General features: G+C 35.0%; 20 protein-coding genes. 8 read left to right on the top strand and 12 right to left on the bottom strand.

Annotated elements, in window-relative coordinates; translation table 11 throughout:
* Positions 1-2 precede the first annotated feature (2 nt).
* The 5 genes from IE051_RS05595 (at position 3) to IE051_RS05615 (ending at position 4,384) form a co-directional block, all read left to right on the top strand.
* Entirely contained in the window at positions 3-908 is a 906-nt protein-coding gene (locus IE051_RS05595; RefSeq protein WP_189359789.1) for a metal ABC transporter solute-binding protein, Zn/Mn family, read from the top strand.
* A 92-nt stretch (positions 909-1,000) separates the two neighbouring features.
* Entirely contained in the window at positions 1,001-1,738 is a 738-nt protein-coding gene (locus IE051_RS05600; RefSeq protein ID WP_189359790.1) for a metal ABC transporter ATP-binding protein, read from the top strand.
* A gap of 3 nt (positions 1,739-1,741) precedes the next feature.
* Entirely contained in the window at positions 1,742-2,869 is a 1,128-nt protein-coding gene (locus IE051_RS05605; protein ID WP_189359791.1) for a metal ABC transporter permease, read from the top strand.
* On the top strand, positions 2,862-4,022 hold the full coding sequence (locus IE051_RS05610) for a metal ABC transporter permease (RefSeq protein WP_189359918.1): 1,161 nt from the start codon (positions 2,862-2,864) through the stop codon (positions 4,020-4,022). The genes IE051_RS05605 and IE051_RS05610 overlap by 8 nt, the downstream gene beginning before the upstream one ends.
* 2 nt (positions 4,023-4,024) lie before the next feature.
* Positions 4,025-4,384 (top strand): YraN family protein, encoded by a 360-nt coding sequence (locus IE051_RS05615; RefSeq protein ID WP_189359792.1) that lies wholly within the window; start codon positions 4,025-4,027, stop codon positions 4,382-4,384.
* 9 nt (positions 4,385-4,393) lie between these two features.
* Here IE051_RS05615 and IE051_RS05620 read toward each other — a convergent pair whose 3' ends face one another.
* Both IE051_RS05620 and mfd read right to left on the bottom strand, forming a co-directional pair.
* Entirely contained in the window at positions 4,394-5,725 is a 1,332-nt protein-coding gene (locus tag IE051_RS05620) for a peroxiredoxin family protein (protein WP_189359793.1), read from the bottom strand.
* Positions 5,726-5,744: 19 nt separating this feature from the next.
* The gene (mfd, locus tag IE051_RS05625) at positions 5,745-9,152 is read right to left on the bottom strand and encodes a transcription-repair coupling factor (protein ID WP_189359794.1); all 3,408 of its coding nucleotides are present in this window, start codon (positions 9,150-9,152) and stop codon (positions 5,745-5,747) included.
* Between the two features lie 239 nt (positions 9,153-9,391).
* Here mfd and IE051_RS05630 point away from each other — a divergent pair, with 239 nt between their 5' ends.
* On the top strand, positions 9,392-9,823 hold the full coding sequence (locus IE051_RS05630; protein ID WP_189359795.1) for a tellurite resistance TerB family protein: 432 nt from the start codon (positions 9,392-9,394) through the stop codon (positions 9,821-9,823).
* 317 nt (positions 9,824-10,140) lie between these two features.
* Positions 10,141-11,664, top strand: a complete 1,524-nt coding sequence (locus IE051_RS05635; RefSeq protein WP_189359796.1) for an alpha-L-fucosidase — start codon at positions 10,141-10,143, stop codon at positions 11,662-11,664.
* A 109-nt stretch (positions 11,665-11,773) separates the two neighbouring features.
* Here the strand turns inward: IE051_RS05635 and IE051_RS05640 are convergent, their stop codons facing one another.
* Genes IE051_RS05640 through IE051_RS05650 form a run of 3 tightly spaced genes read right to left on the bottom strand, consistent with a single transcriptional unit; the run spans position 11,774 to position 15,695 of the window.
* The gene (locus IE051_RS05640) at positions 11,774-12,676 is read right to left on the bottom strand and encodes a histone deacetylase family protein (RefSeq protein WP_189359797.1); all 903 of its coding nucleotides are present in this window, start codon (positions 12,674-12,676) and stop codon (positions 11,774-11,776) included.
* Between the two features lie 23 nt (positions 12,677-12,699).
* A complete protein-coding gene (locus IE051_RS05645) occupies positions 12,700-13,527 on the bottom strand; it encodes a cyclase family protein (RefSeq protein WP_189359798.1) in 828 nt (275 codons plus the stop codon).
* Between the two features lie 44 nt (positions 13,528-13,571).
* Positions 13,572-15,695, bottom strand: coding sequence for a Tex family protein (locus IE051_RS05650; RefSeq protein ID WP_189359799.1), 2,124 nt, complete (start codon positions 15,693-15,695; stop codon positions 13,572-13,574).
* Between the two features lie 71 nt (positions 15,696-15,766).
* Here IE051_RS05650 and IE051_RS05655 point away from each other — a divergent pair, with 71 nt between their 5' ends.
* The gene (locus tag IE051_RS05655; protein WP_189359800.1) at positions 15,767-16,243 is read left to right on the top strand and encodes a nuclear transport factor 2 family protein; all 477 of its coding nucleotides are present in this window, start codon (positions 15,767-15,769) and stop codon (positions 16,241-16,243) included.
* A 233-nt stretch (positions 16,244-16,476) separates the two neighbouring features.
* Here IE051_RS05655 and IE051_RS05660 read toward each other — a convergent pair whose 3' ends face one another.
* The 7 genes from IE051_RS05660 to metG all read right to left on the bottom strand — a co-directional run bounded on the left by IE051_RS05660 (position 16,477) and on the right by metG (position 23,146).
* Entirely contained in the window at positions 16,477-16,995 is a 519-nt protein-coding gene (locus tag IE051_RS05660) for a ferritin (RefSeq protein ID WP_189359801.1), read from the bottom strand.
* Between the two features lie 116 nt (positions 16,996-17,111).
* The gene (locus IE051_RS05665) at positions 17,112-17,492 is read right to left on the bottom strand and encodes a cupredoxin domain-containing protein (RefSeq protein ID WP_189359802.1); all 381 of its coding nucleotides are present in this window, start codon (positions 17,490-17,492) and stop codon (positions 17,112-17,114) included.
* A 97-nt stretch (positions 17,493-17,589) separates the two neighbouring features.
* Complete coding sequence (locus tag IE051_RS05670) at positions 17,590-18,138, bottom strand: carboxymuconolactone decarboxylase family protein (RefSeq protein WP_189359803.1); 549 nt, start codon at positions 18,136-18,138, stop codon at positions 17,590-17,592.
* 132 nt (positions 18,139-18,270) lie between these two features.
* A complete protein-coding gene (locus tag IE051_RS05675) occupies positions 18,271-18,438 on the bottom strand; it encodes a hypothetical protein (protein ID WP_189359804.1) in 168 nt (55 codons plus the stop codon).
* Positions 18,439-18,529: 91 nt separating this feature from the next.
* Positions 18,530-19,375, bottom strand: coding sequence for an AraC family transcriptional regulator (locus tag IE051_RS05680; protein WP_189359805.1), 846 nt, complete (start codon positions 19,373-19,375; stop codon positions 18,530-18,532).
* 262 nt (positions 19,376-19,637) lie between these two features.
* Complete coding sequence (locus IE051_RS05685) at positions 19,638-21,080, bottom strand: hypothetical protein (protein ID WP_189359806.1); 1,443 nt, start codon at positions 21,078-21,080, stop codon at positions 19,638-19,640.
* 11 nt (positions 21,081-21,091) lie between these two features.
* Positions 21,092-23,146 (bottom strand): methionine--tRNA ligase, encoded by a 2,055-nt coding sequence (gene metG, locus IE051_RS05690; RefSeq protein ID WP_189359807.1) that lies wholly within the window; start codon positions 23,144-23,146, stop codon positions 21,092-21,094.
* Positions 23,147-23,291: the final 145 nt, after the last annotated feature.

Genomic DNA, 23,291 nt, shown 5'->3' on the forward strand with positions numbered 1-23,291 from the left:
ACATGAAACATATTCTCTTCTTATTAATTCTTCCGCTAGCCTTTTTCAATTGCAAAAACGAAAAAAATGCCAATGGAAAACTTAATGTTGTTACGACTACCTCAATGATTACTGATTTAGTAAAAAACATTGCAGGAGACCACATTAACCTTCAAGGTTTAATGGGCAGTGGTGTAGATCCGCATTTATATAAAGCGAGTGAAGGCGATGTCTCAAAATTAGCGAATGCAGATATCATTTTTTACAATGGCCTCCACCTAGAAGGGAAATTAGTAGAGGTGTTCGAGAAAATGAAACAGATAAAAACCATTGCCATTTCTGATGCCCTAGATAAAAGTACATTGATTGGTTCAGAATACTTTGCCTCCAATTATGATCCGCACATATGGTTTAATACAGACTATTGGATTCAAGCAACACAATTTGTTGTTCAGAAACTAGCCGACGCTATTCCCGAGCAAGAACAGGTTTTCAAAGCAAATGGTGCCAAATACATAAAACAATTGGAAGCTTTAAAGTTAGAGATACAAACTGCCGTTAGCACACTTCCTAAAGAAAAACGTATTTTAGTAACAGCACATGACGCCTTTAACTATTTTGGAAAAGCATATGGATTTGAAGTTGTTGGTCTGCAAGGATTATCAACAGCAACAGAAGCCGGAGTTCAAGACGTTCAAAAACTATCAAATTTTATAATTGAGAACCATGTAAAAGCCATATTTATTGAAAGTTCGGTGCCAAAGCGTACTATTGAAGCTTTGCAAGCTGCCGTAAATTCAAAAGGACATAACGTTACAATTGGAGGGTCTTTATATTCTGATGCTTTAGGTAATTCAGGCACCATTGAAGGCACTTATATTGGCATGTTTAGTTATAACGTAAATACAATAGTCAATGCTTTAAAGTAAAAATATTTGAAGCTTTTTCCTGCTATCCGCTGTATCTTTTTCGCGTACCTCAAAAAAGGATGCCGCTTCTATCAGGGCTAAAACAAAATTTTATGAGTAATAATATAGCGGTAAAAGTTGATGATTTAACAGTAGCTTACAACTACAAACCAGTATTATGGGATATTGATTTAGAAATACCGGAAGGCGTGCTTATGGCTATTGTTGGCCCAAATGGTGCCGGTAAATCTACACTTATAAAATCTATTTTAGGCATTTTAAAACCCATAGCCGGAAGTGTTGAGATTTTTGGAATGAGCTATGCTAAACAACGCCATTTGGTAGCTTATGTACCACAGAAAGGAAGTGTTGACTGGGATTTTCCAACCACTGCCCTTGATGTCGTGATGATGGGAACCTACGGGAGTTTAGGTTGGATAAAACGTCCAGGGCAAAAAGAAAAAAAAGAAGCTTTAGAAGCTTTAGAAAAAGTAGGCATGTTGGCTTTTAAAAACCGGCAAATTAGTCAGCTTTCAGGTGGACAACAACAGCGTATATTCCTAGCCCGCGCTTTAGTACAAAACGCGTCAATCTATTTCATGGATGAACCCTTTCAAGGGGTTGATGCTACAACAGAAATTGCAATCATCAACATTTTAAAAGAACTCCGCAAAGCAGGAAAAACCGTTATTGTCGTTCATCATGACTTACAAACGGTTCCCGAATATTTTGATTGGGTCACTTTTTTAAATGTAAAGAAAATAGCAACGGGACCTGTAAAAGACATCTTCAATGATGATAACCTCACAAAAACCTATGGAATAAATTATAAAGTAAGTATTCAGGAATAATTCATGGACATAGCAGAATACATAAGACTTGTCTTTTCAGACTATACCTTAAGAACCATCACCCTTGGAACCGCCATTTTAGGAGCAGTGACAGGGATGCTAGGTAGTTTTGCAGTGTTGCGAAAACAAAGTCTTTTGGGGGATGCTATTTCACATGCAGCCCTTCCCGGCATTGCCATTGCCTTTTTAATTACAGGTGCTAAGGACAGTAATATTTTATTATTAGGCGCTTTAGTCAGTGGCCTTATTGGAACCTTTTGGATTCGGGGCATAATTAGTAAAACACATTTAAAATCAGACACAGCGCTAGGCCTCATTCTTTCCTTATTTTTTGGGTTTGGAATGCTCTTACTTACCTTCATACAAAAACAGCCTAACGCCAATCAAGCTGGGCTTGATAAATATTTATTTGGCCAAGCAGCCACTTTAGTAGAAAGTGATGTTTGGATGATGACCATAGTAACTGGTGCCTGCCTACTAGTCCTTTTATTATTTTGGAAAGAATTCAAAATACTCCTCTTCGATGCCGATTATACCAAAACCTTAGGATTCAACACAAAATTTATAGACATACTAATTACAACCTTTATCGTACTAGCCATTGTATTAGGCCTACAAACCGTAGGTGTTGTTTTAATGAGTGCCATGTTATTAGCTCCTGCGGCAGCAGCGAGACAATGGACCAATAGTCTTGGTATGATGGTCTTTTTAGCCGCTATTTTCGGAGCCCTTTCAGGGGTTTTTGGAACAGCAATTAGCGCCACTCAAAACAACCTTTCAACAGGACCCGTAATTGTCATTATAGCAGGAATATTTGTGTTGTTTTCATTTATTTTTTCACCCAGTAGAGGACTCCTATTTAAACAAATACGCTTTATTAAAAACCGACGTGATTTACAGCTTCATAAAACCTTAGCCTTTATGTTTCGCATTGCAGAAACCCATGAAAACATATCACACCCACATGCCATTATCATTCTTAATAACTTTCAAGGGTTTACAAAAGGCACACTACAACAATTGGTTAGAAAAAACTATGTAAAACTTGATGGTAATATGTGGAGTTTAACCGAAGAAGGTTTTAAAACAGCAACAAATTTATATAACCAACAAAATTCGAATGATGAGTAATGCGCAGTTTGAAATACAGCTTATCGCTAGTTTAGTTGCAATTGCTTGTGCTATCCCAGGCACGTTTTTAGTGCTAAGAAAAATGGCTATGATTAGTGACGCCATTAGTCATTCTATATTACCCGGTATTGTTATTGGTTTTTTTATAACTCAAGATCTAAATTCGCCATTATTAATATTACTTGCAGCGCTTACCGGAATTCTAACGGTGGTTTTGGTAGAATACATTCAGAAAACAGGGCTCGTTAAAGAAGATACCGCCATTGGTTTAGTTTTCCCTATTTTGTTTAGTATTGGAGTCATTTTAATTGCCAAAAACGCCAACGATGTGCATTTAGATGTCGATGCCGTATTATTAGGAGAATTAGCCTTCGCCCCTTTTGACAGACTTATTATTTCTGGAGTGGATGTTGGACCCAAATCGTTATGGGTTATCGGCAGTATATTAATAGTTACCATAGGCCTTCTTATTGCCTTTTTTAAAGAATTAAAAATAAGCACCTTTGATGCTGGCTTAGCAGCTTCATTAGGGTTTTCGCCAGCTATTATCCATTATGGATTAATGACTATATCATCCATTACAACCGTTGGCGCTTTTGATGCCGTTGGCGCTATTCTAGTGGTAGCCCTAATGATTGCACCTGCAGCCACTGCCTATCTACTTACCAACGATTTAAAGCGCATGTTACTTTACGCCATAGGCTTTGGTGTTTTTAGTGCTATTTCAGGCTATTGGTTGGCACATGGATTAGATGCTTCTATTGCTGGATCCATTACAACTATGCTAGGTTTAGTTTTTTTATTGGTTTATTTATTTGCACCAAACAAGGGTGTTATTGCTGTGCTATATAGAGAAAAACAACAGCGTACTGAAGTTTCACTGCTAACCTTTTTACTGCACTTAAAAAATCATTCCGAAGAAAGTGAACGCCATGTTAATCATCTTAACGAACATATTAATTGGCAGAAGGTAAGATCCAAAACGGTTTTAGATTTGGCACTTAAAAACAACATGATTCAATTTGATAAAAATATTGTTTCATTAACCGAAAAAGGACAACTATTTACCACTCAGGCCATTGACTACATCATCACAAATGAAGATGGTAAAATAGAACATATGAAAGATGATTTCTTTTTGTTTAGAGGGTAATTATGGCACAACACAACGAACTAGGTAAAAAAGGCGAACAATTAGCAGTAGATTTTCTATTAAAAAAGGGCTATGACATTGTTGAACGCAATTACCGATTTGACAAAGCTGAAGTAGATATTATGGCATTAAAACATGATACTTTAGCCATTATTGAAGTTAAAACACGTTCGACATCCGCTTTTGGCAACCCGCAAGATTTTGTAAAACCCAAACAGATTGAACGCCTAGTCAAGGCCGTTGATGCCTATATAAATACAAATGAATTAGATGTTGAAGTACGCTTTGATATTATTGCTATCGTTAAAGAAAACAACCAATTTAAGATGGAGCATATAAAAAACGCCTTTTTTCATTTCTAAAAACCAAGTTTAATTGTCTTGCTGAAAAAACGCTTTTAAAGCTTCTATATCTTCCGGCTTACCAATGATTTCTTTGTCTTTATTCAAAATAAAATACGTTGGTGTAGCCTTTACTCCATAGGATTCTACAATATCATTATCCCATTTCCCTTCACCATAAACATGAAGAAACTCAGGATACGTTTTTTGTAATTCATTCCATTTAGTAGGCTCATCTTCTAAAGCTATAGCAATAACCTTTACCTCCAGAGCCTCAATACCATTGATGAATTTTTGCAATTGAGGCACCTCATCTAAACAATGCGAACAACCCGTGCTCCAAAAGACAATAATATTATGATCTGGTAAATCTAATTCACTTAATTTTTTAGTTACCGTTGTACCGTTCTCAATCACATCCAATGAAAAATCTGGCGCCTTAGTCCCATTTGAAAGATCTCTGTGCAATATTAAAGTACGTAAAAGGTCTTGATCATTTAAGGTTACAGCAACATCCATTAAATACGTTTCTGAAATGTAGTTCGCAACAGACTCCATTTTCAAATCAACCATTTGCTGCCATAAATCAAATAACAAAACACGCTGAACTTCCTTAGGAGCTCCTTTCATTTTATTGCAAACAACATCTATATTCGTTTTAAAAGTAGCTACCTTATCTTTTGATCTTGAAGACATTCCAAAGACATAATTCAACATTTTTTCTGTTAAAAAACTGGAACTCTGTAATACAGGATTATTAAAATCTATATAATCAAAATAGTGCGTTTTTAAAGCCTTGACATATGATCTTATATCCAAATAACCACTTGGTGTATAAGGTTTGTTTGCTTTAATAAACTCTAATGCTATTGTGCCTTTAGCGGCGTTTTCATAGTTTTCTTGCGTTGTTCTTTGAGTTTCAAATATGGTATTTAGAGCCGTGGTATCCGTACTTCTTTCCCTAAAATAATTACCAATACTTTGCGTAACCATAGACATACTGTTAGTATAGGATGACAATAGCTTGTTTTCGAATGAATTTTGATACGTAACCCCAGTTTCCGCATTAAAACTTAGTTCAATATCTTCCTTTCCATTAACAATAACATCAAAATTATAATCTTCTTGTGGAACTGCGTAGACCATTCTGTACACCCCTTTTTCCAGGGTTGAATCTAACTGGATTTCAAAATGTCCATGTTCATCTATTTTTGCATTAGCCACATATTCCGAAATCGTTGGAGTGACCTTATAAAGCAATATTACATTATAACTCTTTGCAGGCGTAAATATGCCCTTAACTGAATGCTGTGCTAATAACAAACCGGGAATTAAGAAAAGAGTAAAAATAAAACGTTTCATATTTTTTTTAAAACAAGGATTAGGCCACAATAGGTTGTAAGGCATTTAAGGCTTTTTTTACAGATTTTATATTTTCAAAAGTTAATAACAGTCTTAAACCGTTTCTAGTTTGCTTCTCTTTCATTTTACACACAGCAGCATTGGTTTGCACATACTTTAACACCTTTGTGAAACTAGGGCTTTGATAAAAACTACTTTGTTGGTCGTTTATAAAATAACCTATCAACTTCCCTTGCTTCATTATTATTTTTTCAAATCCAATTTTACTTGCTAACCACTTTATTTGGACACTATTTAACAAGTCGGTCACTTGTGGTGGTAATTCTCCAAAACGGTCTATCAATTCCTTTTCAAAGATATGTAATTCATCTTCAGATTTTAAATTATTAAGCTGGGTATAAAGATTCAATCGTTCAGCAATATTATTTACATAACCATCTGGAAATAATAATTCAAAATCGGTATCAATGGTCACGTCTTTCACATAAACCTTATCCTCTTCAGGCTCGTCATATAAATCTTTAAATTCGTTCTCCTTAAGTTCTTCAATAGCTTCATTTAAAATCTTTTGGTAGGTATCAAAACCAATTTCATTGATAAATCCACTTTGTTCACCACCCAACAAATCTCCGGCACCGCGTATTTCAAGGTCCTTCATCGCAATGTTAAAACCACTTCCTAATTCCGTAAACTGTTCAAGTGCGGTGATACGTTTTCTGGCGTCATCGGTCATGGCAGAATACTCTGGTGTAATGAAATAACAAAAGGCTTTTTTATTACTACGCCCAACACGACCGCGCATTTGATGCAAATCACTCAGCCCAAAGTTATTCGCATTATTAATAAATATCGTATTTGCATTTGGCACGTCTAGCCCACTTTCAACAATTGTAGTACTTACTAAAACATCAAAAGCGCCATCCATAAACGCCAACATCAATTGTTCGAGCTTCTTCCCATCCATTTGCCCATGACCAACACCTATTTTAGCATCAGGCACTAATCTTTGAATCATTCCAGCGACTTCCTTAATGTTTTCAATGCGGTTATGAATAAAAAATATTTGCCCACCACGTTCAATCTCATAACTTACAGCATCACGAATAGAGACTTCATTAAAGCGAATCACATGACTTTCAATAGGATAACGATTTGGTGGAGGCGTAGTTATTACAGATAGATCTCGTGCTGCCATCAAACTAAACTGTAGCGTTCTAGGAATTGGGGTTGCCGTTAATGTCAAGACATCAACATTATCCTTAATGGTTTTCAGTTTTTCTTTTACAGCAACACCAAACTTTTGTTCCTCATCAACAATTAAAAGTCCTAAGTTTTTAAACTTAACGTTTTTATTTACCAATTGATGCGTTCCAATAATAATATCAACTTTTCCCTGTTCTAAACCTTCAAGTGTTTCACGCTTTTCTTTGGCCGTTCTAAACCTATTTACATAATCTACGGTAACTGGAAAATCCTTTAAACGCGCCCTAAATGTCCTAGAATGCTGATAAGCTAGTATGGTAGTTGGCACCAATACGGCTACTTGCTTTCCATTATCCACCGCCTTAAATGCCGCCCTTATGGCCACCTCCGTTTTACCAAACCCAACATCACCACAAACTAAACGATCCATAGGGCGTTCGCTTTCCATGTCCGCTTTAATATCTGCAGTAGCTGAGCTCTGATCTGGAGTATCTTCATAAATAAATGACGCCTCCAACTCATGCTGCATGTAACTGTCTGGATTATACTGATACCCTTTTTGCGTTTTCCGTTTAGCGTAAAGTTTTATTAAATTAAAAGCCACATGTTTTACGCGCGCTTTCGTTTTTTGTTTTAGCGTTTTCCAAGCATTGCTTCCTAACTTATATATTTTAGGGGGCTTGCCATCTTTGCCATTAAATTTGGTGATTTTATGAAGCGCATGAATGCTTAAATACAATACATCCCGTTCCCCATAAACCAATTTTATAGCTTCCTGCTTCTTCCCTTCAACATCAATTTTTTGTAAACCGCCAAAACGTCCAATTCCATGATCGATATGGGTTACATAATCACCTATATCTAAATTGGTTAACTCCTTGAGCGTAATGGCCTGTTTTTTGGCATATCCGTTTTTAAGTTGAAACTTATGGTAACGCTCAAAAATTTGATGATCGGTATAGCATAAAATTTTAGCATCATGATCTACAAACCCTTGATGTAAAGATTGCACAATAGTTTGGTAAGACACTTCTTCTTCTACATCATCAAAAATATCATGAAAACGCTTGGCTTGCTGCTCGCTCACGCAGGCTATATAATTCGTATAGCCTTTATTATGGTTGGTGTTTAAATCTTCTATTAAAAGATTGAATTGCTTATTAAAGGATGGTTGCGGTGTGGTTTTAAAAATGATTTCGCCATTACGAGGCGCTTGCAACGTGGTTATCCCATCTAATGAATCAGATTGCGGCGTTTCGCTCTTAATACCGTCATTATTAAAAACTGCGGTACTTCCAAACTCAATTATTGAAAAATCAAGTAATTGCTTTTTCAATAATTCTGCATTACAAAACAGCTCATCGGGTTCAGCATGTTTAATATCAGAGGAAAGGGCTTTGAAGGCTTCCTCGGCTTTACCATAGAAATCCTCGATTCTCGAAAAAAGTAAATCGGCATTTTTTAAACAAATGACTGTTTTTTGCGCAATATATTTCAGAAAACTTTGTCGGCTTTCTTGAACCATTTTATTGGCTACGTTGGGGATGATATTGATTTTTTTGATTTGCTCAACAGACAACTGTGTCTCCACATCAAAAGTTCTAATACTATCTACCTCATCACCAAAAAATTCAATACGGTAAGGCTCATCATTAGAAAATGAAAACACATCTACAATTCCTCCCCGAACGGAAAACTCTCCTGGTTCGGTAACAAAGTCTACCCGTTTAAATTGATATTCAAATAACACCTCATTTACAAAGTCTATAGATAAGTTATCACCAACCCCAACTTTAAGCGTATTACGCTCTAACTCTTTTCGTGTGACAACCTTTTCAAATAGGGCATCAGGATAGGTTACTATTATGGCGGGTTTTTTCTGAGAATTTATTCGGTTTAAAACCTCTGCACGTAATAATACGTTGGCGTTATCTGTCTCTTCAATATCATATGGGCGTCTATAACTCCCTGGGTAGAATAAAACATTTTTATCATTAAGTAACTGCTCTAAATCATTTAGATAATGTGCAGCCTCCTCTTTATCATTAAAAACGAGAAGAAACGGTTTATTAGCTTCCTTAAATACACTAGAAATGACAAATGAAAATGAAGACCCTACAAGCCCTTTAAGATGCGTTTTACTTTGAGTTTGTGCAATAGCTTTCCGCAGATTTTGCGTTTGCAAAGCCTGTACATAGGTTTGAGAGAGGGCAGATGTACTCACCTAATTTTGTTTTGAGCTGCAAATATAAGGTTTGCCTTGATTATTTTATATTTAATTTATTGGAACTTGGAATTTATCCCTTATTTCTCCTTAAGAAATCGTTGTGCTGCATAGCCTTATGGAAAGGTCATAATTCAAGCGCTATGAAATCCTAGGAAACCCTAAAAATTATAGGCACACTTACTTTGAAAAATGAAAAAAATATGTACCTTTTGTTTTCATTTAAAAAGATAAAATATATGTCGTTTTCAAATTTATTTGATAGTGGTTTTAAAAAGCGTAATGAAAACCATTTTGCTTCTATTGTGCGTGTAGCCATGTATGATGGTGTTATAACTGATGAAGAAAAATCCTTTTTAGACCGATTGGCTCAAAATTTAGGTATTGGACAAGAGAAGTATAAGCAAATTCTAAAAAATTATATTACACACCCAATAAATCCTCCAATTTCATATAATCATCGTTTAGAACGCTTGTATGATTTAGCGCGTATGGTACATGTGGATTCTTTAACTAAGGATATAGAAAATATTATGCTACACAAAATTGGGATTGGTCTTGGATTCCATCCTGAAAATGTAAAATATATAGTTGCTAAAGCCATGGACTTAATTAACTCAGGTACAGATTTAGAAACTTTTATAGATGAAATAAAAAACATGAACAGATAATACCTGACCGATTATTTCAAGAAAAATTTAAATGCAGACCCTATAGGTTTGCATTTTTTTATGCCGTTAATCAAGGGTCTATATTTAGAGCCCAAATTAAGCACTTAGTCCAAATAAAACAATTACCAAGTCATAACGCTTCGGAGAAAACAATTTAAAAAACGATACTTGAACAAAAAAACAGCAAAACATCCAGCTTTTGTAAAAAAACCCAATAGTTGTTGCTTTTAGAACAATAGTTATATTCACCTCATAATATATGATTTACTTTTAACTTCATAAAATTTTGAGTTAAATACACTGACATACAATTGGTTATGAGTAAAATAGTAAAATGTTTCGTTTTAATATTAGTATTATATTCTTGTGGAGACAAAAAGGTAAAATCAAATGTTAAAACTACTGAAACCTATGAAGCAAACTGGACATCATTAGCAAAACATACTGCTGATCCAGAATGGTTTCAAGATTCAAAACTTGGTATTTATTTTCATTGGGGCGTATATAGCGTTCCCGCGTATGGTTCAGAATGGTATCCTTATAGATTATATCGTGAAGATGTCTATCCAGATTATAAAGAATTTCATGAAAATAACTATGGCACTCTAGAAGAATTTGGTTATCATGATTTTATTCCCATGTTTAAAGCTGAGCATTTTGATGCTGAAAACTGGGCAGATTTATTTAAAACTGCAGGCGCAAAATTTGCAGGACCTGTGGCACAACACCATGATGGTTTTGCCATGTGGGATAGTGAAATCAACCCATGGAATTCAACTGATATGGGTCCCAAAAAAGATATTACAGGTGAAATTTTAACGGCACTTAAAAAGCGTGGATTAAAAACCATGACCTCTTTTCATCATGCACGTTTGAGACAAAGGCATGAAGGCGATTCTACAAAGTGGGATACTTATAATAGTCATTTTGCATACCATCCTAATTATCCAACATCAAGTGAAGATCCTGATCTTAAAAAGTTCTATGGGAATTTACCTCAAACAGAATTTGATCAATATTGGTTGGATCAAGTTAACGAAGTTGTTGATAAATACTCGCCAGACCTGTTGTGGTATGATGTATGGTTAAATCATGTTTCAGAAGAAAAAATTAAAGAGATGTCTGCTCACTTCTTCAATCATGGTATAAAAACTGGGCAAGAACCTGTTTTAGTTGCAAAACATGACGATTTACCAAAAAGCATGAGTGTATTAGACATTGAGCAAGGTGGTAAAAAGGATCTTTCTGAAACCACCTGGATGACCGATATTACAGTTAGTGATAAAGGTAGTTGGTGTTACACAAATGGGCAAGTATATAAATCACCTGAACTACTTTTAAGAAATATGATTGATGTTTGGAGTAAAAACGGTGTTGTTTTATTAAATGTTTCGCCAATGGCGGATGGGACTATAAACAAAGAGCAACGTGATTTATTAACGAATGTTGGTGGATGGTTAGACACTTATGGTGAAGCTGTATATGGCACCCGTCCTTTTCATATTTATGGTTTTGGACATGCAAAAGCAGCGGAAGGGGCACATGGTGGACAATCGGCTAAAGTGGAATATACTGCAAGTGATATAAGGTTCACAACGTCTAAAGACAAAAAATCACTTTATATATTCCTATTGGGCAAACCAGAGGCTAGCACCGAGATTTCTTTAGGAAAAATGAATAATATAGGTTACGGTCCTGCCTCTCCTGTTAAACGCATTGTGGAGCTGAAATCTGGAAAAGAAGTAACATGGAATAAAACGGAAAGAACATATACGTTTACCATTCCTGAAGGCATTGAACTTAGTGGTTTAGCAAACGTTTTTAAAATGGAATTAGAATAGGGTTGCATATCTATACAACACGAAAATGATAAAGAAGATTATTAAATAAGCTTTGAAGCGTTCATGACAATGGACGCTTTTTTTATGATATCAAGAAAAAAGCCTCCTTTTAAAAAAACAGGTCTTGAGCCAGTCTAAATGTATTTGCATGTGCCTCAATAATTACTTTAATATCTGGCGAATAGCCACCACCCATAGAACACATAACCGGTAAACCATAATCAATGCACGTCTGAAGGACAAATCTATCTCGCTCTTTACATCCTTGTATCGTAAGACCTAGTGTTCCCAATTTATCAGAGGCCACAACATCTACGCCTGAGAGATAAAAAATAAAGTCTGGCTTTTGTTCCTCTATAAGTTTGGGTAATATGTGCTTTAAAGTTGTCAGATACGTTTTATCATCTGTTTTAGGCTCTAGGGCTATATCTAAATCACTTTCCTCTTTCTTAAAAGGGTAATTACTTCTACCGTGCATTGAAAAGGTAAAAACCGTAGAGTCATTTTTAAATATTTCAGCAGTACCATTACCTTGATGCACATCTAGATCAACTATTAGCACATTCTTCAACCCTTTTTCATTGATTAAATACCGTGCTCCAATGGCTTGGTCATTAAGTAGGCAAAAGGCCTCAGCTCTATCTGAATAGGCATGGTGTGTTCCGCCGGCAATGTTCATGGCAATTCCAAATTTTAGGGCATAATCACAAGCCTTTAAAGTGCCATCTGCAATGATAACCTCTCGCTCAACCAAAGCCTTACTCAACGGAAATCCTATTTTCCTAATGGCCCTAGCATCAAGGCTTAATCCTTTCAGGCTTTCAAAATAATGCTTTTTATGCGCTCTTAATATGTGCGTTTCATCTGGACGGTCTGGCTTGAAAAAATTGGATGGGTTGCACGTTCCTTCATAAAGCAACTGCTCTGGTAACAGCTCATATTTTATCATAGGAAACCGATGCCCCTCTGGTAATGGATGTTTATAGATAGGATGATAAGCAATTTTAAGCATACATTTTCTGGCCAATAAGCATCCTAATGGACTAAAGCTATTATTCGTAAAGGGGCTCCGCTACCTTCTTTAATCTTCATGGGTAAAGCAACTACATCAAAGCCTTTACTTGGTAATTCGCTTAGGTTCGTTAGGTTTTCAAAAGCGGGGATGTTTTTGGATAATAAAATAACATGCGATTTAAAATACTGCGACTGGCCATAATCAATACTTGGCGTATCTAACCCAACGGACTTTATATCTCTCTGGTCTACCAACCATTGTGCTGCTTCAGGTGACAAACCCGGAAAATGAAGCAATTTCACAGCCTCAGGACCACGTTGATCGGTACCCAAATACGTCTTCTTATTTGGATAATACTTAGAAAATCCCGTTTCCAATAAAACAATACTTCCGTCAGGTATTTGCATGCCGTTTGTCTTTTCCCAATGCGTAAAATCTTCAATGCTTACCAAATAATCAGGGTTGATTAATGCCTTTTCTGAAACATCAATCTTAATTGCCGATCCCATAAGATTCTCTAAAGGAATTTCATTAACATATTGTTTCCCCTTAGCAAAATGAATTGGAGCATCAATATGTGTTCCACCATGTTCTGCAGTGGTAAAATTATTAGCAGCATAATAAAAGCCCATATCCGTTTCACCATCAGCCACAACTTCCATTTCAAATTCTTTGGCGGTTACCCAATACACGGTTTCATCTGAAAACTCATGGGTTAAGTCAACTATTTTTCGATTATAAAAGGCGGTATCCTCATGAGCAATTGCTTCATTTTTCTTAGCTTCTGAATTAGTACAGGATATCAGAAGTGCCAGAAAGCCCAATAAATAGACGGTTTTAATCTTCATAAAATTTGCTTGTTTTAAGCTAAAGATAAGAATTTAAGGAATGCCTATTTATGCAACTTCAATTGAATCCGTTTTCGCGGAACATCAACCTCCAAAACTTTTACAATAATTTGCTGATGTAAACTAACGTGTTCATTGACATCTTTCACAAAACCATCAGACAAATTAGACACGTGAATAAGTCCGCTTTCTTTAATCCCAACATTAACAAAACATCCAAAATTGGTGATATTGTTAACTATTCCCGGTAGCAGTTGCCCTTCTCGTAAATCATTAATGGTTTTTATATTTTGATTGAATGTAAATACTTTGGCTTGTTCACGAACGTCTAGCCCCGGTTTTTCCAGCTCTTTGACAATATCTTCAAGGGTAAAAAGCCCTACGGTATCTGTGCAATACTGTTTTAAATCTATCCTATTGAGCAAGGCAGAATTTCCTATTAATTCTTGAACCGATTTCCCCAAATCTTTCGCCATTTTAGAGACAACTACATACCGTTCAGGATGCACAGCCGAATCATCTAAGGGGTTTTTAGCGTCCTTAATTCTTAAAAAAGCAGCACCTTGTTCAAAAGCTTTTCCACCTAAACGTGGCACTTTTTTAATATCAGTTCTAGACTGAAATACCCCATGTTCATTTCTATAATTGAAAATATTTTCAGCTAATTTTGGTCCTATTCCCGACACATAACTTAAAAGACTTTTACTCGCGGTATTGATATTCACGCCAACGGCATTCACACAATTTTCAACCACGACATCCAGTTGTTTTTGCAATTTTGATTGGTCTACATCATGTTGATACTGCCCAACCCCTATAGACTTGGCATCAATTTTCACAAGTTCTGCCAATGGATCCTGAAGTCTTCTTCCAATAGATACCGAACCACGTACGGTAACATCATAATTAGGGAATTCTTCTCTGGCTATTTTAGAGGCCGAATAAATACTTGCACCAGCTTCACTGACTACAAAAACTTGCACATCATTTTTAAAATGTACTTTTCTAATTAAGGCTTCCGTCTCGCGCGAGGCGGTTCCGTTTCCAATGGCAATTGCTTCAATCTTATAAGCATCACACAAGGAACTTATTTTTTTTATGGCACCAGTACTGTCGCTTTTCGGTGGATGCGGATAAATGGTTTCGTTATATTTTAATTGCCCTTGAGCATCTAAACAGACCACCTTACAACCTGTTCTAAACCCAGGGTCAATAGCTAAAACACGCTTTTCTCCTAATGGCGAACCTAACAAAAGTTGCCTTAAGTTTTTAGCAAAAACGTTTATGGCAGATTCATCGGCTTTATCTTTTGCTATTTGCAAAGCTTCATTACTTAGTGATGGTAATAACAAACGCTTATAGGCATCTTTAATGGCTATTTCAATCTGTTCTGAGCATTCATTATTACTTTTTAAAATTTTTCTTTCAATATTATCTAAAGCGCGATCATGATCAATTTCAATTTTCAAACGAATGAATCCTTCTTTTTCAGCTCTTAAAATGGCTAATAATCGGTGTGACGGTATTCTACTCAATGCCTCTTCCCAATCAAAATAGTCTCTAAATTTTTGAGCATGCTCTTCCGTAGCTTTAGATTTAACTACCTTAGTAGAAATCATAGCATGGCGCTCTAATTGACGGCGTATATTATGCCTAATATCTGAGCGCTCATTAACCCATTCGGCTATAATGTGTCTTGCCCCCTCTAGAGCGTCTTCAATAGACGCCACATCTCCCTTAACATATTTGTAGGCAATGATATCAATATCTTTGGCGTTTTGAGACATTATAATTTTGGCTAAGGCCTCTAATCCATTTTGCCTTGCTTTTTCTGCTTTGGTTTTTCTGCTTTTCTTGAAAGGTAGATAAACATCCTCTAGAGTTGATAAATCCTGAATTAACCCTATTTTATGTTCTAATTCTGCCGTTAAAACCGCCTGTTCTTCCAAGGCCTTTAAAACGGTCTTTTTTCGTTTTTCTAAGATTTCATATTCATCTCTAAACTTTACAATACGCTCAATTTGAACCTCATCTAAATTACCTGTTCGTTCTTTCCTATAACGAGAAATAAATGGAATGGTACAATCTTCATTAAGTAATGCAATAGTATTTTTAACAGATTGCTCAGGAAGTTGTATTTTAGAAAGTATATATTTTAGCTGTGTCATGATGAACTCTCATATTTTATAATGCTAAAATAAAGTTTATAACTGACTTAAATTTGAAAAACACATATACCATGAATCACGTAATTAAAGTATTCCTTGTAACTATTTTAACCCTAACCAGCTGCGTTAATCAAAAAGAAAAAAACACTGATAATAAAGAAGACTTTGTAGCTGTTGAAACTCTTGTTCAAAACATTTTTGATGATATTTGGGGTGCTAAAAACGAAACGCTTATTACCAAGTACCACACTGATGATTTTGTACTACTAGAACATGGTGAGGTATGGACTAATGATACTATTGCCAATTGGTGTAAACAGGCCAAATTACGTGACAAAGGCATAAAACGAATAAATAGTTTTGATTTCTTCAATGCTAAAAAAGAAGGACATCGAATTTGGATGGCCTATCATAATTATGCTACATTTAAAAAAGACAGCATTATTAGAAAATTAGAATGGCTAGAAAGTATTGTTGCTGTTAAAAAAGATACGGTTTGGAAATTAGAATTAATGCATTCTACACGCGTACCACGCAGGTCAAATTAAGCCACCTTCTTTATCAAATCAAAACAAGGACACTTTTTACAGCGTTTATTCTCTCCTTTTTTAAACTTTTTACAGCAACTAGATTTTACTTTTTCAGGAACATCAAGACCTAATTTACGTAATTTTTTGATTGCTTTTTTTTGCTTTTTTTTACCCACAGAACAATGTAATATTGAAATTTCGGGCAAATGTAAGTTATTTTTATTAAATCTAAATAAGCTTAAATGTTAAAATTATTCTGGTGTATTTGTGGCTGCGGTTGTCACCGTTAAATTCTCAATATCTCTATCAAATAAATATAAGCCCCCTTTATCATCACCAATCATATTAATTTTATCAAGAATGGTTCTCGCTACTGCTTCTTCTTCTATTTGTTCTGCAACATACCACTGTAGAAAATTATGGGTAGCATAATCCTTTTCTTGAAGACTAATATGCACCAGCTCATTGATGCTTTGAGAAACAAACACTTCATGTTCAAACAATTTTTCAAACATTTCTTTAAACGACTTGAAGGTCACATTAGGCGCCTTTAATTGCGAAATCTTGGCATGGCCGCCACGTTCATTTACAAACTTTACAAGTTTTAGCATGTGTTCTCGCTCTTCGTCACTTTGGGCATACATAAAGTTAGCAACACCCTCCAAACCTTTAACTTCTGCCCAACAGGCCATAGCTAAATATATTTGAGAAGATTCAGCTTCTATTTTTATTTGATTATTTAAAGCGTCTTGTATAGATTTTGATAACATAATTTTCTTGTTTTTTGTAAAGTTAAAAATTTCATAAGCAACTTTTGGTCAAGTTGAATAAAAAAAGGCTATTCTCTAATAGAATAACCTTTTCTTGCTATTAATCAATCTAAATACTACTGCACTGTAAGCGTATACAGTGGTGTTGGATTTAAAGGACAGAAATACACATACTCGCCTTTTGCTAATGTTGTTGCATTTGTTTTTTGAGTTTCGCCATCTTTAACAACTGTTGTAACATAAGCCGTTTTAATATGGTTCTCTGGTTTACTAGCATCTTTACCTTTTTGCACTAATACTAAACCTACTTCTTTGGCCGCATGGTTATTTGAAACTTCAAATACATAAGTACCTTCATTTACCGTTAATGCTTTTTGAACGAATTCGCCTTTAGTTTGCTCTAAAGAAATTGTTTTTACCGATGCCATAGCATCTTGTGCATTTGTGTTTAATGAAAATGCTAATGCGATTACTAAAATTGAAATTACTTTTTTCATGATTTTTTTGGTTTTTACCCCTTTTTTTTGGGGAATGATTATGTATTGATTTTAATTTTAAACCTGTAAAACTTTAACAACCTTACAGGCTTTTTTACTATACCGTTGCCACTTCTAAAGGCTGTGCTATTGGAAAATCTACTGGCACTTGTGTTGTGCTGTGTATATAATTAGAAATAGTTTTATCACCTACTAAAGCAATGGTATCAATTAAATTGCCTTTTGAGTATCCTGCATTAAAATAGTTTTCTAATACAGCTTCATCTGTTCTCCCTCTATTTTCAGTGATGTTTCTAGCCAATCTTGCTAAGGCGTCTAATTTATTATCGAAAGATGCTTCTCCAGCTCTTAACTCTAAAATTTGTTCGTCTGTAAAACCATTCATTTTTGCAATGGCTGTATGAGCAGATAAACAGTAAATACAATTGTTGACTTGACTAACAGCTAAGTTTACAACTTCTTTTTCTTTAGATGATAATGACGTTTTTGCATTTGAAAAGCCTAAATAATTTTCTAAAGCCGTATCACTATGTGCGTAAGTAGCATAGAGATTAGGTACAAACCCTAATGCTTTGTTTAAATTATCGAATATCGCTTGGTTGTTTTCGCTTACTTGGTCTCTTGTTGGTACATTAAATGTGCTCATAATTTTAATTTTTAAATGATTTGTTATTTTAAATTTTGTGGTTTGTAATTCTTGGTACAAAGGTGCAACTGTTCTAAAGGTTACACCATGTATGCTTTTCCTTTTGGCTTGTCAATTTTTCCCTTTATGGATTTAACCTATGGTATTAGTAGTTATATAAGGCCTTTCTGCATCACAGTAGAAATCTGAAATATGATTTTGCTCACAATGTGTTTGCGGAGAAATGGTGTTTAACACTTCCTTTCTTTTTCCTCTAAATATTTCAATTAAATTGAAAATAGATATGTGTTTTAAATTCATGACTTTGTTGTTTTAATTATACAGTACAAAGATGCATGAGAAGGAGGTGTAATAAAATAGAAGGAATGCCCTGTGGCTTGTCAATTTTTCCCTAAACTGTTTTTTTAAGTTGCTTTTTGAAGTCTGAAGGCGATAAGTTGGTGTGTTTTTTAAATAATCGACTTAAATGAGAGGCGTCTTCAAAGCCTACGTCATAGGCAATTTCTTTGGCCGTCTTTTCTGTGTAGATTAATAAACGTTTTGCTTCAAGTACAATGCGCTCATGAATGATATGCAACGGACTTGTATTTAATTTAGCAAACGTATTGGATAAAGTTTTAGGCGATTTAAAAAGCTTTTCCGCATAAAACGAGACGCTATGCTCTGTTTTAAAATGTGCTTCAACCAACATGTTGAATTCACGCAGTAAATCAACTTTGATGTTCTTTGAAGGTTCAACAAAGCCCGCTTTCAATTTTAATAACCGTGTGCTTATGATTATGAAACGCGCCATTAACATGCGTAACATTTCAGCTTGAATAGTGTCTTCTGTTTCCAATTCATCTAAAAAGACTTCATGAAGAATATGTAGTTTGCGATTTTCTTTTTCATTTAATTCAATGATAGGGATATGCACATTCCCAAAGAACAACAATCCAGCACAACTCACTTCTTGATCGTGGTCTTTAATACAGTAAAACTCCCTGTTAAATTGGTAAACTACCAAATCTTTACCCGATATAAACTGAAAAAACTGAACTGTAGTTAATGCCAAAACACTATTTGGAGCTATAGTATAAGGAATACTATCTACCAGAAGTTCTGCCTGAACATCTTTGGTTCTTATAAAAGTATATAATTCTGGCTGGGTAGCGGCTTTACTGTAGCGTTCTAAAAGTTCTTCATCTCCTATTTTTAAGATGGCATTGGTAGAAAACTCTGTGAATGTGTTTTGCATGCCAAGTTAGTCTTTAGGTTTTAAAAAACATTACAGAAAACTGTTCGTCTTAAAAAAACAGAAAATAGCCCTGTTTTTTTGTGCCGTTTGTCATGGCGTTATTTGGTAAAGTAACACTATTTACACATCTGTAATTCGAGTATTCTGCTTCAGAATTAATCGTTCAAAATTACTCAGATAATCGTATCAATTACTATACGATTTTGGTTTCATCTTATTTTCTTGGTGGGCAGGGCAGCTTGTGTGGACGGTTTATGAAAAACTAGAATTTTACCAATTTATATCTACCCTCTTGCAAGTTGAAATAGCTGAAATAAAGATTTTTATTATGATAAAACACATCTTCGTTAGAAGCATACTTTAGGCTATCACTATAATTCTTAATTTTTTGGAATATGTTAAGTTCTACTTTGCTCTTTACATAATTAAAATCCAAATCTAATGTTGTATTAAAATAAGTAGACTTTGTAATCGTATATGAACTATACCCAGAATACACAGGATTAATATTTTGCTGAACAATATTTATAGTGTTATTCTGAACAGAATACGAAGGTATTGAGCCCCCCATCATAGGCGCACCTCTTTTAACCTCTTTAAAACCTCCGATGGTCATATAGTAATTACCCCCTTTCTTGTATCCACTTATACCTAACTTTCCAGAAGACACTTTTCGGAGAAATTTTGAAGTTTCATCAAACTCCCTTGTTGTAACGAAAGGAACAGCCGTTTGGCCTTCTTGAACAATTTTGGAGTTTTTAATTTGTATTGGCTCTTCTTTATGAAAATAGAAAGATTTCAAAATGCTATCCTCAAAGGTCTTGGCTACCAGTTTCATTTCTTTTCTTGAGCTTGCTATTTGAAGTAATTTGTCATTTATAACATAAGAATTCATCCTCTGAAAATCATCCAATTTACCACTGGGATAACTAAACTCTTTTCTTTGAATACTAAAATCAGTCAAATCAATAATGTACATTAAGGTTGCCGCCGTTCTGTTATCAAAGGTTAAATACAACTTATCGCCTTGTTTGTATATTTTATTATCTTGAGACACTTGCTCAAGAGCATTAGGAATACTATTGTCAATTTCCAAAACATTAGACTTTTTATTAGAAAATAAGCTGGTTGACATTAAAAGGGATTTTGAATTATTAAGTCTTTGCTTTTTATGTAATTCTAGGCCATGAATTTTTATAAGTTCCAATTCATAATTATCATTTAACTCTCGTATAATTATGTCATTATCAAAACTCGTTGTTAAGACATATACTTTGTTTTCATGACTAATAGTTTTAAGATACCGTTCATCGCTAAGCTTAATATCAAATTCTTTTAGACTGGTTGTCTTTAAATTAAAATTAACCGTGTAAACACAAAAATTGCGATAGTTTTTGTCTGAATAAAATAAGCTATAGTTATTACCTAAAACCGAAGTCCCTAAAGGAATAGCATACTTGCTTTTTTTTAAATACACAAAATCAAACTGTGAAATATTATTAAAATGTTCATCAAATAAATAAGCCTGAACCTTTTTCTTTTCTTTTACAAAAATTCCTAAATAATTATTCAAGCTATTTGAGATAGAAAAAGTTTGTTTTCTAATCTGTCTTGATTCTTGGTCACATTTAAAATCAAGAACAACTTCTTGACTCATAACAAAACTAGTGAAGAACAATAAAGTTAGGGCTATGAAATATTTCATCTAGCTTCAGCCTAACTTATCTGCAGTCCATTAGCAACATCTGCTGTATCAGGATTCACAAACACCAATTTACCATCAGCACTTTCAGTCATTAAAATCATGCCTTCGCTTTCAACACCTCTTAAGGCTCTTGGTGCTAAGTTTACTAGAACAGTAACGCGTTTACCAATAATATCTTCAGCTTTAAAACTTTCAGCAATGCCAGATACAATAGTCCGCACGTCAATTCCCGTATCCACCTTTAGAACTAACAGCTTTTTGGCTTTAGGCATTTTTTCCGCTTCAAGAATGGTTCCAACACGTATATCTAACTTGGTAAAATCCTCAAAAGTAATGGTGTCTTTTTGAGGCTCTACAACCTTATTGGCTGCTTCATTAGCTTTTTTACTAGCTTCCAATTTATCTAATTGTGCTTGAATTGTAGTATCTTCAATTTTAGAAAACAACAACTCTGCTTTTCCTATTTCATGCCCAGCTGGTAACAAAACTTCTTTTTCTGAAACATCATTCCAGCTATTTTTAGTGTATGCTAGTATACCTTTAAGTTTTTCTGATGTAAATGGTAAAAATGGCTCACTTAAGGTGGCTAAAGCAGATGCTATTTGAAGTGCCACATACATAATTGTTTTTGTACGTTCTGCATCTACTTTAATGACCTTCCAAGGTTCTGCATCTGCCAGATACTTATTTCCTAAGCGCGCTAAATTCATAAGCTCTTGGCTTGCCTCCCTAAATCTATAACGTTCTATCGAACTCGCTATAACATCTGGATAGGCCTTCACGGCTGCTAAAGCATCTAAATCCTCTTGAGAAAATGCTCCTGGATTAGGCACAAGGCCTTCATAATATTTATTGGTTAGTACGACAACGCGATTAATGAAGTTTCCGAATATAGCCACCAACTCATTATTATTTCTAGCCTGAAAATCCTTCCAGGTAAAATCATTATCCTTAGTTTCTGGTGCATTTGCTGTTAAGACATAGCGTAAAACATCTTGCTGACCAGGGAAATCTTTTAGATACTCTGGTAACCAAACGGCCCAATTTTTAGACGTTGATAATTTATTTCCTTCTAAATTTAAAAACTCATTGGCTGGCACATTCTCAGGCAAAATATAAGATCCTTCAGCTTTTAACATGGATGGAAAAATAATACAGTGAAATACAATATTATCTTTTCCTATAAAATGCACCAATTTGGTGTCTTTATCTTTCCAATACGGCTCCCAATCTTTTCCTTCTCGTGCAGCCCATTCTTTGGTTGACGATATATATCCAATTGGAGCGTCAAACCACACATAAAGCACTTTGCCTTCCCCGCCTTCTGCCGGCACTGGAATACCCCAATCTAGATCTCGAGTTACGGCTCTTGGACGTAATCCGTCATCAATCCATGATTTTACCTGCCCATATACATTAGGTTTCCAATCTTTTTTATGGCCTTCTAATATCCATTCTTTCAAGAAGGCTTCATGCTTATCTAAAGGCAAAAACCAGTGTTTGGTTTGCTTTAAAGTAGGCACATTCCCCGTTAATGCAGATTTTGGATTTATCAAGTCGGTTGCATTATGACTTGTGCCACAGTTTTCACATTGGTCGCCATAACTTTCTTCGTTGCCACATTTAGGGCAAGTCCCCACAACAAATCGATCAGCTAAAAACTGATTGGCTTCAGCATCATACAATTGCTCCGTGGACTCTTCAATAAACTCGCCTTTATTATATAAGGTTGTGAAAAACTCTGAAGCGGTTTCATGATGAATAGGTGCTGTTGTTCTAGAATAATTATCATAGGTGATGCCAAAATCTACAAATGATTGTTTTATAATAGCATGGTATTTATCTACTATATCTTGAGGAGACACCCCTTCATTTTTAGCTTTTATGGTAATTGGCACACCATGCTCATCACTACCTCCTATGAATGCCACATCATTTCCGGTTAATCTCAAATAACGCACGTAAATATCTGCTGGCACATACACCCCAGCCAAATGCCCAATATGAATAGGTCCGTTAGTGTAGGGTAATGCAGTTGTGATGGTATATCTTTTTGGCTTGCTCATTTTAAAATCTAAATTATGGTCTCTTTATATCATAACGCTTTCAAAAACAAAACCTCAGAAACATATGCTTAAAAGCTATCTGAAATACTCATTTTTTAACGCGCCACAAAAGTAATCAATTCAGCAGGCATTTAGAAAAAAAATG

It is taken from the genome of Algibacter mikhailovii (assembly GCF_014651495.1).
In the GTDB taxonomy this organism is placed as follows: domain Bacteria; phylum Bacteroidota; class Bacteroidia; order Flavobacteriales; family Flavobacteriaceae; genus Algibacter_E; species Algibacter_E mikhailovii.